Source organism: Pedobacter frigoris, from assembly GCF_005116445.1.
Lineage (GTDB): Bacteria > Bacteroidota > Bacteroidia > Sphingobacteriales > Sphingobacteriaceae > Pedobacter > Pedobacter frigoris.
This window is the reverse complement of sequence record NZ_SWBQ01000003.1, coordinates 120,471-133,935: the sequence shown is the minus strand read 5'-3', so window position 1 is coordinate 133,935 and position 13,465 is coordinate 120,471. Positions and strand designations below refer to the sequence as shown.

Genomic DNA, 13,465 nt, shown 5'->3' with positions numbered 1-13,465 from the left:
AGCAATCTGAATTCAAATCAGGCCTTTTCTAAAGATTACTTCTTTTTTGTAAGTTCTTTATAGGTAGGGCAGCGAATTTCAGTATTCAATAAACCACCAGAAGGAAGTTCAAAAATGCGTTCATATTTTAAGCCGACACTATACGGGATTTCTTCTTTCGAACCTTCAGGTATGTTTTTGTAATTGTTCACGGTTGTGTTACATTTTCCCATGATCCCCGGGATTTCCTTAACAATGTAATCGTATTCCGATTTTGTTAAATTGTTCAGACATTCCTGGATTTTGTACTTTTTTGGTAACTCCTTTTTGTTTTTACCTTTTACTTCCATAATAATTCTATACAGTTTCTAAATGTTTAATTTATTATTTGATTACTGCAAGATTCCTCATAAAAGAGTATTGAGTGGTTGAAACAAATGAAATTTATTTTATTTGGCTTTAATTCATTGAGACATTGGAGCAATCAAGGTATAGATTTCGCCGTGAAAATCTTTTCTCAATAAATTGACAGCAATTTTGCTCCTTATGCCTGAAGAACAGCAAAAAACAAGGATTGGATGTTCAAGCAACTGTGAGATATGTGTATTTAAACTGTATACTGGGATATTAATTCCGCCTATGTTGTATTCTTCGTATTCATAGGGTTCTCTAACATCAACCAATTGATAGTTGGTTTCAGCATCGTTCCATGTTTCAAGGTCGCTGATAGTCAATTCAATAGCATCACCAGATTGTATTTCATTAACCAAATTCTTTATAACCGGAAACTCGGGTTTTTTAAATTCGCTGTAGAAATTAAAAATCAATGTTTCATTGTTAAGGGTGTTGAAAGTCAGTAGTTTTCCTGATAGTACTTCGCCGAAGCCACAGATTATTTTAATGACCTCATTGGCCATAATACTGCCAATTATTCCAGGTAAAGTACCAATTACTCCGCTTTCACCACAATTAGGTACTTCTTCCTTAGGGGGGGGCTCGGGATAAAGCGAACGGTAATCAGGGCTGCCTTTGTAGTTAAATACAGATACTTGCCCTTCAAATTGAAATATAGAACCAAATACCAGGCTTTTGTTTAAAGCGACACAAGTATCATTTACCAGGTAACGTGTCGCAAAATTATCTGAGCCATCTACAATCAGGTCGTATTGTGCAAACAACTCTGTTGCATTTTCTATTGTCAGCCTGTATGGGTAAGGTTTGAAATTAACATAGGGATTGAGCAGCAACAGTTTTTCTGCGGCTGTTGTTGCTTTTGATTTGCCTATATCCGCCATGTGATACAGTACCTGACGGTGAAGGTTGGTTTCATCAACGACATCATCGTCGATTACTCCAATGTGTCCAATACCTGCTCCAGCAAGGTAAAGCAGGAGAGGACATCCCAATCCACCTGCTCCAACTATAAGCACAGAAGATTGCTGAAGCTTTTGCTGTCCCTCAATTCCCATCTCTGTAAGTATGATTTGCCTGTCGTATCTTCTCATGCTAGTATTTATGACAATTTAAGCTAAACTGCTGTCCCAATCTTTCCAAACCGGTTCATAACCCTGGTTACTGATCATTGCGGCAATTTCAAGTGCACTTCGCTCGTCGGAGATCTCGAACTGCTCCAAAGACTGAGGTTCTACTGCATAACCACCAGGATTTGTTTTAGATGCCGCACTCATTGCTGTGATGCCCATTTTTATAATGTTGTTTCTAAAAATATCAGACTCTCTAGTTGATATAGAGAGCTCAACTTCTTCATTGAATAAACGATAGGCGCAGATGAGCTGTACCAGCTCTCTATCGTTCATCGCAACTTTTGGCTCTAATCCGCCACTGAAAGGCCGAAGTCTTGGGAAAGAGATGCTGTATTTGCTTTGCCAATATTGTTTTTCCAGGTAAGAGAGGTGCATGGCGGTGAAAAAAGAATCAGTTCTCCAGTCTTCGAGGCCGATGAGTACGCCTAATCCCATTTTATGGATGCCAGCTTTTCCAAGTCTGTCGGGGGTGTCCAGCCTGTACTGGAAATTAGATTTCTTTCCCTTGGGATGATGTTTTTTATAATCCTCTTCATGATAGGTCTCCTGATAAACCAGCACCGTATTTAACCCATATGGAGTTAGCTCCTTATAATCTTCAAGATCCAGAGGTTGCACCTCCATAGAAATGTGTGCGAAATGTGGCTTGATCAGGTCAAGGACCTTTTTGAAATAATCTGTATGCACAGATTGATTGGCTTCACCGGTAACCAATAAAACATGATTAAAACCCATGTCCTTGATCACAGCTACCTCCTGCATGATTTCCATGGGTGAAAGGGTTTTACGCTTTACCTTATTGTCGTAGCTAAAACCGCAATAGGTGCAGATGTTGTTGCATTCATTGGACAAATAAAGTGGTACGTACATCTGAATAACCTTACCAAAGCGTTTTAAGGTCAGCTGCTGACTGATTCTGGCCATTTGTTCAAGATAAGGCGCTGCTGCAGGTGAAATCAAGGCTTTAAAATCCTCAAGAGATCTTTTAGAAGCTGTTAACGCCTGCTCGACATCCATGGCCGTCTTGGCATAAATACTTTTACTGGTTTCATCCCAACTACAGGATTTAAATATTTCGGTGAAGCTCATGTCGGTTATAGTTCATCGAGGAAAGACGTGAGTGGACTGCTGGCAATAGCGACTTGATGCTTACTTCCCAATTTAGCCTCATATGCGATTCTTCCAGCTTGAACTGCCATTTTGAAAGCAATAGCCATTTCTATGGGATGCTGTGAAACAGCGATAGCTGTGTTTACCAAAACGGCATCAGCACCAATTTCCATTGCCTTAGCGGCATCAGAAGGTGCCCCAATTCCTGCATCAACAATTACCGGGACATTACTCTGGCTGATGATTATTTCCAGAAAATCAATCGTCCGCAGTCCTTTGTTGCTACCAATAGGAGAGCCCAGGGGCATTACAGCTGATGTGCCTGCATCTTCCAGACGTTTGCAAAGCACAGGGTCAGCGTGAATATAAGGAAGTACTATAAACCCGAGCTTTGCCAGTTCTTCTGTTGCCAAAAGGGTTTCTATTGGATCAGGCATCAGATACTTCGGGTCAGGATGTATTTCAAGTTTAATCCAGTTTGTCTCCAATGCTTCACGCGCCATTTGAGCAGCAAATACCGCTTCTTTTGCGTTACGAACACCAGAAGTATTCGGCAGTAGGTTAATACGTGGGTGTTTAAGTCTCAGCAGAATATCATCTTCGTCATCTTTAAGATTTACCCGTTTAAGCGCTACAGTTATCAATTCAGATTCAGAAGCAAGCAACGCATGTTCCATTTCATCTGAAGAGCTGAATTTGCCGGTTCCAGTAAACAATCTGGAACTAAATGTTTTATCTGCTATCTTTAACATGTTGCATTTTTTTGGTTAACGATTCATTCATTATTTTTAACTTCTCAGTGATATGTGGGTCTTTACTTAATGCCCCCGATACAGCGACCCCATATAACCCTGTCTCAATTAGCAGAGGCATGTCCTCTGCTTCAATACCGCCTATCGCAATGATTGGAATGTCGAGCCTTTCATTTCTTACCTGTTTCATGATGACCTGATATCCGGTTAATCCAATGATAGGACTTAATTTCTCCTTCGTCGAGGTAAACCGGTAAGGTCCTAAGCCTATGTAATTGGCTCCGTCGGCAACCCTTTTCAAAATATGCTCAAAAGTATTTGCAGTTCCTCCAATGATCATATGATCCCCTACAATCTTCCTGGCGACTTTGATGGGCATGTCATCGAGACCGAGATGTACACCATAAGCTCCCGCGGCCCTTGCTATCTCGGGGTAATCGTTTACGATTAATTTAGCACCGTATGACTTACACAAGGAGTTGGCCCGTAGCGCCAGGTCCAGCACAACTTCTTCCGGTTGATTTTTTACCCGAAGCTGAATCCATTTTCCTCCGGATTGTAATACCTTATCGATGGCATCGAGGTGACTTCCATTTTCCGGCGACTGTGATATGTAATGTAATTTATCGATCATAATGAGTGGTATCCCAGAAGGGTTGAATTGCTATTTAAAAATTGTTCTATATAAACTTTAGCCAGTTTGCAGGCATCTCTAAGCGAATGTCCTAAGGCAAGATTTGCCGCGATTGAAGAAGATAGAATACAACCAGACCCATGTTTCTGCTCAACTTCTTCAGCCGTCGGATTCAATGTATGGAACTCGCTGTATTCAAATAAAAAGTCTGTGCCAGGGGCGTAGACGTTGTGTCCCCCCTTCAGTAGTACTGGACAATACTTCGCCCAATTGGAAGCGACATTGTGAACATCCTCATCTGCTACATTGGCCATTTTTCTAAATTCCTGATAATTGGGGGTAATGAGGTTGATCTGTTTAAGTGCCGGAATCAGTTGTGTTAATCCGTTATGCCAGTCGTGGAATTCAAACCCTCCCGTAGCAGCAAGGACGGGATCCAGCACAATTTTCATATTAGAATTATGTTGTTTCAGATACGTAATTACCTGATGTAGAACTTTAACATTTTCTATCAAACCTATTTTACAAACAGTAACGTCAAACTTGTGCAGAAGAGGAGCCAGCTGTGCAATGATCTGCTGAGCAGAAATCCATTGATTTTTAATAAAATCAGTATCATTCTGAATAGTAAGGGAACTGCATATTCCAAAACCATAGACCTGATGCTGCTCAAAGCACTTAATATCGGCGAGAACACCAGCACCTGCACTTGGATCAAAACCAGCTATACTGATCACATATGGTCTCAACATATTTCCTGTATCTTTTTGAAATTATTAATTGTATGCCGTGGATCATTCCATAAAGTCCCCATTAATGCCATTCCATTGAAGCCCATATCAATTACCCGTTGGGCATTGTCATGATTAATGCCTCCCAGGGCAACTATTTTTACAGAGGTTTCCGGAAGTTTGAATCCTTCTCTTATCACCCCTTCATATCCTGGTTTAGATAAACTGTCGAACAGAGGACTAAAAAAGGCATAGTCGAATTGTATGATTTCTGATAAAGTATCCCAATCATGAATAGACGTACTTAAGATACTATCAGACGGAAAAGATGGACTTTCCCGTCTTAGCTTTTCAGGATAATGCAATCTGTTGATTCCGAAATCCGGGGCAAGTTCATGGAACTGATGTAAAGCTATATGAGGATAGAAAGCTGGATCAATTTCATTGAGTAATTCAACGAATTTAGATTTATCCGTGTTCTCCTTTCGTAAGTGGATAGTCTTTAATCCATTAATAAACAGATTATTGATGAGGTTACCTTCATTTTTAAAATAGCTACTATTTGAAATTACAATCAGTTCCATTTTCTATTATAAATAGATCTCACTTCCTTTTTCTGCAAATTCCTTTGATTTCTCTTCCATACCTTTTGCCAATGCGTCTTCCGCTTCAACACCCTGTTTGGCAGCATAATCCCTTACATCCTGCGTTATTTTCATAGAACAGAAGTTGGGGCCGCACATCGAACAGAAATGGGCGATTTTGGCGCCATCAGCAGGTAGGGTTTCATCGTGGAATTCTTTGGCGGTATCCGGATCCAGAGAGAGGTTAAACTGGTCTTCCCATCTGAATTCAAATCTTGCTTTACTCAAGGCATTGTCGCGGTACTGTGCGCCTGGATGGCCTTTGGCCAGGTCTGCAGCATGAGCAGCAATTTTATAGGTAATCACGCCATCTTTAACATCCTTCTTGTTAGGTAGCCCCAGGTGTTCCTTAGGTGTTACATAACAAAGCATCGCAGTACCAAACCAGCCAATCATCGCTGCACCGATAGCAGAAGTAATGTGATCATAGCCAGGGGCGATATCGGTGGTAAGCGGGCCTAATGTATAGAATGGGGCTTCTGAACAATGTTCCAGCTGCTTTTCCATATTTTCTTTGATCAGGTGCATCGGAACGTGTCCGGGACCTTCAATAATGGTTTGTACATCATGCTTCCAGGCGATTTTGGTCAGTTCACCCAAAGTTTCCAGTTCCCCAAACTGTGCTTCATCATTCGCATCAGCAATACAGCCAGGTCTCAGTCCGTCTCCAAGAGAAAAGGCTACATCATACGCCTTCATGATCTCGCAGATCTCCTCAAAATGAGTGTATAAGAAATTTTCTTTATGATGTGCCAGGCACCATTTGGCCATGATAGATCCACCTCTGGATACGATGCCAGTTACTCTCTTGGCTGTTAGCGGTACATAACGCAGTAATACACCGGCGTGAATGGTGAAATAATCAACACCTTGTTCTGCTTGCTCTATCAGCGTATCTCTAAATAGCTCCCAGGTCAGGTCTTCAGCTTTTCCATTTACTTTTTCCAACGCCTGGTAGATTGGTACAGTGCCAATTGGTACAGGAGAATTCCGGATGATCCATTCACGGGTTTCATGAATATTCTTACCAGTTGATAAATCCATTATCGTATCTGCGCCCCATCTGCATGCCCATACCGCTTTTTCCACCTCTTCTTCGATAGAAGAAGTAACTGCGGAATTTCCAATGTTGGCGTTGATCTTTACCAGGAAATTACGCCCGATTACCATTGGTTCAAGCTCAGGGTGGTTGATGTTGCATGGAATGACAGCACGGCCGGCTGCTACTTCTGAACGTACAAATTCAGGGGTGATGTATCCTTTGGGGGTATTTGCTCCAAAACTATGACCTTTATGCTGATGGCTCATCACCTCATACTGCTTACCCAGTTGTTCATTCAATAAATCTATGCGCTGATTTTCTCTGATGGCGATGTATTCCATTTCAGCAGTGATGATGCCATTTTTAGCATAATGCATTTGGGAAACATTAGCGCCTTTCACTGCTTTGTAAGGTTTTTTTACGTAATTGAAACGCAAAGCATCCAGTTTGTTGTCCGCCAGCCGCTGTTGACCATAGTCAGATGAGATCTTGTCCAGTTGCTCGACGTCCTGTCTGTTTGTGATCCATTTTTCCCTTAACCTAGGTAAGCCCTGTTTTACATCAATGTTAGCCTCAGGGTCGGTATATGGGCCACTCGTGTCATATACAGTTACCGGCGGATTAGGTTCCGTAAGGCCAAAACCGTTGTGAATTTTGGTGTCTTGCAGACTAATTTCGCGCATGGCTACTTCGATGTCATGCAGTTGTCCCTTTACATATATCTTACGTGAAGCCGGAAAAGGTGTGCGGCTAATGACCTGTTCGTCAGGAGTTTTTTCTACTTTCATGTCTTCTTGGAATTTTAAGTTTATCCGCCTTGAGTGGCTTTAATGAGCAAAACCTGATCGCCTTCCTGCAGCAGCTGAGAGGACCAGTACGATTTAGAAATGATATTTTGATTGATGGCTACAGCAATTCCTTTAGCCTCGTTTTGAAGTACAACAGAAAGCATTTGTTCTACCGAACAAGCTTCATCAAGTACATAACTTTTATGATTTACAGTTACTTTCATTGTTACCGGTAATAATTTATAACAAGAAACTGTAGGGGATGGCCCATAACGGGTCGAAAAGACAGCAAATTGGTTTTGCTTCTACTTTTCCCTTCGGCAGTACTAACTGCATCAGGTTCAAAGGGTATATCTCAGCGCAAGGCACCCCTAAAGTTTTTTGTAAAGCTATATTATTTTTTCTGAATAAAAAAACAGTCGTTTCCGCACATTTTGAACGATGTTTTGAGAATTGGTAAAACATCTTTAATTATCAAGCTAAATAGTTTTTTCAGCTACAAATAGAATGTTTACATTTGCATGCTAATTTAAGTGAAAGACGGCTTTTGTGATGAAACAAACGCTTTCAATGAATCTCGATGATCTCAAATAATAAACACAGGTTCTTTTTAAGTCTTTTCTTTTTTATTTCAGGGTTCAGTTTTGCCACATGGGCGTCCAGAATACCGACTATAAAAACTGCATTTGGATTTAATGAAGCAGAGCTTGGCACTATTTTGCTCGCCATGCCTGTTGGTTCGTTATTGGGTTTGCCTATATCAGGCTGGCTGGTATCAAAATACAATAGCAGAGTGCCGCTTACGGTGGGCTATGCACTGAATGGGTTGTCGTTGGCTTTAATAGGATTTGCATACAACACGTTCAGCCTGATTGCAGCTATCTGTATTTTTGCATTTACAACACGTATTTTCAATATCTCCGTAAACACGCAAACCTTAACACTTCAAAAGCGATTCGAAAAAAAGATTATAGGATCATTTCATGGATTCTGGAGTATAGGGGGGATAGCCGGTATCGCATTGTCAACTTTTCTATTGACTTTAAATGTCTCACTTCATCTGCATTTTTCTATAGTCGCGGTAATTATGATTTTAATTACTATTTACTCCTATCAGTTTCTTTTAAAAGGCGACAGGTCAGAGACGGGCAATAAGCTCATATTGAGCAAGCCAGATCCCTATATTTTTTACCTGGGCATCGTCGTGTTTTTATGTGCGATCTGTGAAGGTGGAATGTTCGACTGGAGCGGGATTTATTTCCAGGAAGTACTCCATGTAGAGATTTTCACTTATGGTTATTTGATATTTATGACGTTTATGGCTACATCCAGGTTCCTCTCAGATATCATCATCGGTAGGTTTGGAATGCCAAAGACCTATATCATGAGCGCGGTTTGTATCGTGTTAGGGATTAGTCTGGCAATCATATTCCCTACATTCTGGACCGCTATGATTGGTTTTTCACTCGTAGGATTTGGTACCGCATCCATTATTCCAATGTCATACGCGCTTGCCGGAGCATCAAAAAAGTACTCTCCGGGGATGGCAATATCTATTATAGCGACTTATTCTATTACAGGAATGCTGTTAGGTCCCCCGTTGATAGGTTACCTGGCTCATGCATTTAACCTGAGAGTTTCTTTTATCGTATTTGGGATATGTGGTTTGATGCTTGTGCCAATCACACGTTTGTTCTTCAACCATCAAAAAACACAATAAAAAAAGCGGGTTTTAGCCCGCTTATGTATTTTGAATGTTATTGTTAAAGTCATCTGCCGCAGACTTGACTTTCTCAAGCTCAGCATCCCTAAAGTCTTTAAATTCCTGTGAGGTTTGATCTACTTTTGATTTCACATTGTGTACCAGACGATCTTTTAACCCTACAATACTATCTTTTCCTGTGTTTATTTTATCCTTTAGAGAATATAAACCATCTTTTGCGTTATCTGCAAGATCTAATGCTTTGTCAGATATACGCTCCCTTGTTTTTTTACCACTATCAGGTGCAAATAAGATTCCCAAAACAGCACCAACTGCTAACCCTGCCAATAAAGCTACGGCAGCGGTAGACTTGTCTTGTCCACCACAAGACAAATTTGATAGACGATTACTCATTAATTTCCTGTAATTCATAGTATATAGATTTTCTTAAAGTTCAGCATAAACCATACCAAACCATTGGTAATGATTTATATATTTGTTTTACTAACACATGGTGATCGCATCGGTGCCAATTTTTTGATGCCAGATGTTATCTGAAAGACAATCCAAACAAATGAAAATAAAATACTCGCTCCCTGCAATTTTTAGCTTATCTATCATTCTGGCCGCCTGCACATATAAAGTGCAAAATTTTAGTGTATCAAAATTACAGTTGCCAACTGTCAATGTCATTTCCAACGGCGTGTTTTACGATATCTACGCAGATAAAAGCAAAATAGTAAAGCGCACATCAGAACAGGAAGGACTGGTAAGAATCTCCAACGAACAAATCATCAGGAAAATCACGGATGATGCGCGTGGATACCTGACCTATGATTTGATGCTGACGGTAACATTAAATCCACTGTGCGACAATTACGATCGCATCGGGTCCATAAAAATGGTAACTGTAGATGCTGGCAAGCCATACAACGACCCTTCTGCCGTTACTCAGGAGATTTTTCGTTTTACCACTCCGTTTATGAATAAAAATAAACAACCAGACCATGTAATATTTAAAACCGATATCAGTCAGTTGAGCACTGTCATGAAAGATAAAACAAAGGACATTTGGATTCAGGCGGGCATAGGCGGCACTACGAGTGCCGGACAACGGCAAGTAGAGCATTGCCAGGATAGCTTTGAAACGTCTATGCTTACGGTTGATATTGTATCAAGTGTTAGTCGAAAAAAGACGAAACAATCGTATTTGCCTGTTGTCAATTTTTACGAGATGAAAGATGGCACTACCGATTCCGGTAATGCTAAGAATTTTGAGTTTGAAATTACAGAAAAGCACAAACAACACGACTTATATTTCATTACTTCGGCACATGGAGCAGCCCGCGGCGGAGAGGAATATACCACCCGTGAGCACGTATTGTATGTAGATGGTAAGGAGGTTAAGCGCTTCACGCAAAACCTCGACTGCACACCTTACGCTCAATACAACACACAAAACAATGGCATTTACAGAGGATATTCTTTCGAAAGAAACAAGCGGAGCTGGTGTCCCGGTGCGGCAGTTCCAGTCCATGCCATCCAGCTCCCGGCACTCAAAAAAGGCAAGCATACTTTTAAGGTAGATGTACCTGAGGCCAACCTTAAAAATGGTTACATCCATGTGTCAGCCTACATCATCAGTAGAAACTAAACCCCAATGAAAAAAACGAGCTTAATCCTGTTCATTTTGTTGTGTACACTATACTCGGCAAAATCTCAAAGTATTAACCCCGATGAAACTGCAAAAGTGCAGGAAGCACTGGCGACTGCCAGGCAGGTGCTGCTTCAAAAGTCAGGTTCAGCTAATGTGGATATTAAAACGGTAGACCGTATGCTGCAACTGGGATTGTGGAATGAAGCAAAGCTTATCATTGATAAACATAAAGGTATTGACTATCAGTTATTGTTAGCCGATTATCTTATCCTGAACAATGACTTTAAAGGGGCAGAAAAGCTGGTTAATGCCACTTTAAAACAGTCATCAAAAAATGAAAAGGCGCTGTTATTGAAAGGTTTTCTGGAGATACAGGCATGGCGACTAAAACAAGCTGCTGAAATCGCACAACAGGTCATTAAAAACAATGTTGCAAGCGAGGCGGGTAATTTGCTGCTGGGCAGGGTAAGGCTACTTCAGAAGGATTATAAAACTGCACTGACGATAGCCAAAAAGGTAGCAGCTGTAAATCCAAAAAGTGCGGGCTCTTATCTTTTAGAAGCAGATGTATACTTCTGGGACCAGCATCCGGAACAGGCAGAAAAGCCATTAATTAAATCCCTGGAACTGGATCCTTTTAACGCTGATGCCCGTTTTAGTTATGGCTATGCCATCTGGAGGAGGATAGATGCTACACAATTGAACGCTATGGCTGCTCAATGGGATTTGGCATTGAATATCAATCCATTGCATTATCAAACGCATTGGCATTGGGGCAACGGACATACCAATCTGACTTATGCAGATTATGCAGAGAAAGACGATGAGACTATAAGGAAGGAACTAGGCAAAGCCGACTCATTGGTAGCATCTAATGATATTAAATCTGCACTGGATTTTACCAGTACCATTCAACAGAAATACCCACGTTCTGTACTTCCGTTGATGCACCGTGCTTCAATTTATTACAGCGCTTTCGATCAGGACCGCAAAATAAGGTTGGACTCCGCGGAAATATTGTTTAAAAAAGTCCTGAGTATCAAAAAGCATTATGGTCCCGCTCACAATGGCTTGTCTGCAGTTATTAAATCAAAGCGAATTCCTTACTTGCAAGTATTTGATTCTATTTCCAATGTGCTAAATATCACTAAAATAGCTGACCTAAAGAATTTTTTAAAGGTCTTCCCTGATGTTGCTTATTACCCCGGAGAAACCGCTAAGGCTATGGTTTGGAACCAAATGTATACTTCAGTGGTATATTTCCCTTTCTTGTCCAGACAAAACAATAATTTCAGGATTCCACCGCTGCACCATGATCTGGCCATTACCATGCGTTCACCATCTTTCAGGTACATGACCACGTTTGACAACCGTCAGTGGATGGATATAAGGGGAGTAGGGAGTGGGGCTGCCGCAATGGAATATGTAGAACGGGGTGCATTTCTGGAACGCAACGTAGTGCTCCACGAATATGTGCATTTATTTCACGGAACGGTGCTCACAGATGCTGAAAACAGACAGATCCGTAAGCTGTACTACAATGCCATGAAAGAAAAGCGCACGCTGGATTATTATTCTCAAAATAATGAAAGTGAATACTTTGCTCAAACTTACCCTGCCTACTTTGAACCGGTAAAAGTTCATCCGCTGGACTTTAAATCGATGAACACCACTTCAGATCTTAAGGCTAAAGATCCTGATATGTATCATTTCCTGGATCAACTGGTAAAAAAGGAAAGGGCTTATCTCGCAGGTGATAAAAAGGCGATGGCTAGCAATTGGGCAGAGGTGTATTTAAACTTGAGTAAGAGATATGGAAGTTCATCAACAGCCAGAAATTATCTGGATACCGCCCTGACTTACGATGATAAATACCTTCCTGCATATCTTGCAATGAGCAATTTATTTATCACTCATAGAGATTTAGCCGAGGCAGAAAAGTGGCTGCTGAAAGCGAAATCAGTAAACCCTGCATATGCACCTATTTATGTTTCTTATGCGGCACTAATTGCGGCAAGATACCAAGCTAAAGAAATCAATCAGCAGGCATCCATCAAACAACAGGCGGATTATTTACAACAGGCGCTTAAATTGGAAGATGATTACCAGGAACTGGCCAGGGTAAATGGGATGTTGCGGGAACTATACAAACGAAATGCCATGCTTGCCGAGGCCATTAAAGTAGCAGATCAATATGTGAAAACGGGAGCCAGGGTGTCTACTTACCTGAGGGACAGGATAGATGACGCCTCTGCATTTTCGGCAGCATTGAAAGCTGAAATGGGAGATAAATCGGCTGTAGCTGTATTGAAAAATCTGGTAGCTCAAAAACCGCAGAACTTTGAATACAGAAATCTATATGCTGATGCCTTAGCAGTTAACGGACAGTATGCAGAAGCCATTAATACCCTTAAAGAAGCTCAAAGAATTCTAACTGCATCCGGTAATGCCAGGAGCGATTATAACCTGAGAATTTCGGATTTTTACCATTTAGATGGGAACAGAGATAGTGCGATGGCTTACTTAAACCCTTTTTTAAACGGGAAATCTCAGGTGAGGGGTGCCGACCAGTTTCGGTATGTCAACCTGCTGATTAAAACCGGCAATAAGGAAAAGGCATCAGAACTATTAAAAGATATGGAGCCTATAGGAGATAACTTCTATGTGGGCTCATACTGGTACGCGCTAGCTAAGCTGCAAGAAGCAAATGGCCAACAGTCTGAAAACGTTATGTCTCTGGAAAAGGCGATTGCCTTCAATCCATACCATATTGCAGCTTACAGAGATCTTATTTCGTATTTGAAGACACAGGGACAAGAGTTGAAGGTTGAAGAATTGCAAAAGAAAATGAACAATATTTTTTACTAAAAATAGACGGAAAG

Annotated in this window: 13 protein-coding genes and 1 riboswitch; of the genes, 3 read left to right on the top strand and 10 right to left on the bottom strand. The window is 41.0% G+C overall.

What is annotated here, in order from left to right; translation table 11 throughout:
* Positions 1–35: 35 nt before the first annotated feature.
* From FA047_RS11340 to thiS, 9 genes are all read right to left on the bottom strand, one after another.
* Positions 36–329, bottom strand: a complete 294-nt coding sequence (locus FA047_RS11340; protein ID WP_136836192.1) for a hypothetical protein — start codon at positions 327–329, stop codon at positions 36–38.
* Positions 330–443: 114 nt separating this feature from the next.
* A complete protein-coding gene (locus FA047_RS11335) occupies positions 444–1,484 on the bottom strand; it encodes a HesA/MoeB/ThiF family protein (protein ID WP_136836191.1) in 1,041 nt (346 codons plus the stop codon).
* 18 nt (positions 1,485–1,502) lie between these two features.
* Positions 1,503–2,612, bottom strand: coding sequence for a 2-iminoacetate synthase ThiH (thiH, locus tag FA047_RS11330; protein ID WP_136836190.1), 1,110 nt, complete (start codon positions 2,610–2,612; stop codon positions 1,503–1,505).
* Between the two features lie 5 nt (positions 2,613–2,617).
* Positions 2,618–3,385, bottom strand: coding sequence for a thiazole synthase (locus FA047_RS11325; RefSeq protein ID WP_136836189.1), 768 nt, complete (start codon positions 3,383–3,385; stop codon positions 2,618–2,620).
* On the bottom strand, positions 3,366–4,019 hold the full coding sequence (locus FA047_RS11320; protein WP_136836188.1) for a thiamine phosphate synthase: 654 nt from the start codon (positions 4,017–4,019) through the stop codon (positions 3,366–3,368). Before FA047_RS11320 ends, FA047_RS11325 begins: the two co-directional genes overlap by 20 nt.
* Complete coding sequence (locus tag FA047_RS11315; protein ID WP_136836187.1) at positions 4,016–4,771, bottom strand: hydroxymethylpyrimidine/phosphomethylpyrimidine kinase; 756 nt, start codon at positions 4,769–4,771, stop codon at positions 4,016–4,018. The genes FA047_RS11320 and FA047_RS11315 overlap by 4 nt, the downstream gene beginning before the upstream one ends.
* Positions 4,765–5,334 carry a thiamine phosphate synthase gene (locus FA047_RS11310; RefSeq protein WP_136836186.1) on the bottom strand — a complete coding sequence of 190 codons (570 nt, stop codon included), beginning with the start codon at positions 5,332–5,334 and terminating at the stop codon, positions 4,765–4,767. Before FA047_RS11310 ends, FA047_RS11315 begins: the two co-directional genes overlap by 7 nt.
* A 6-nt stretch (positions 5,335–5,340) precedes the next feature.
* Positions 5,341–7,224: a phosphomethylpyrimidine synthase ThiC gene (gene thiC / locus FA047_RS11305; RefSeq protein ID WP_136836185.1), complete on the bottom strand. Its 1,884-nt coding sequence runs from the start codon at positions 7,222–7,224 to the stop codon at positions 5,341–5,343.
* A gap of 20 nt (positions 7,225–7,244) precedes the next feature.
* Positions 7,245–7,448: a sulfur carrier protein ThiS gene (thiS, locus tag FA047_RS11300; RefSeq protein WP_136836184.1), complete on the bottom strand. Its 204-nt coding sequence runs from the start codon at positions 7,446–7,448 to the stop codon at positions 7,245–7,247.
* 71 nt (positions 7,449–7,519) lie between these two features.
* Positions 7,520–7,607, bottom strand: a riboswitch (TPP riboswitch).
* 197 nt (positions 7,608–7,804) lie between these two features.
* Here thiS and FA047_RS11295 point away from each other — a divergent pair.
* A complete protein-coding gene (locus FA047_RS11295; RefSeq protein WP_136836183.1) occupies positions 7,805–8,944 on the top strand; it encodes an MFS transporter in 1,140 nt (379 codons plus the stop codon).
* A gap of 21 nt (positions 8,945–8,965) precedes the next feature.
* Here FA047_RS11295 and FA047_RS11290 read toward each other — a convergent pair whose 3' ends face one another.
* On the bottom strand, positions 8,966–9,358 hold the full coding sequence (locus FA047_RS11290; protein ID WP_225872707.1) for a YtxH domain-containing protein: 393 nt from the start codon (positions 9,356–9,358) through the stop codon (positions 8,966–8,968).
* Between the two features lie 142 nt (positions 9,359–9,500).
* Here FA047_RS11290 and FA047_RS11285 point away from each other — a divergent pair, with 142 nt between their 5' ends.
* Together FA047_RS11285 and FA047_RS11280 are read left to right on the top strand one after the other, a co-directional pair.
* Entirely contained in the window at positions 9,501–10,580 is a 1,080-nt protein-coding gene (locus FA047_RS11285) for a peptide-N-glycosidase F-related protein (RefSeq protein ID WP_169304389.1), read from the top strand.
* Positions 10,581–10,586: 6 nt separating this feature from the next.
* Positions 10,587–13,451: a tetratricopeptide repeat protein gene (locus FA047_RS11280; RefSeq protein ID WP_136836181.1), complete on the top strand. Its 2,865-nt coding sequence runs from the start codon at positions 10,587–10,589 to the stop codon at positions 13,449–13,451.
* Positions 13,452–13,465: the final 14 nt, after the last annotated feature.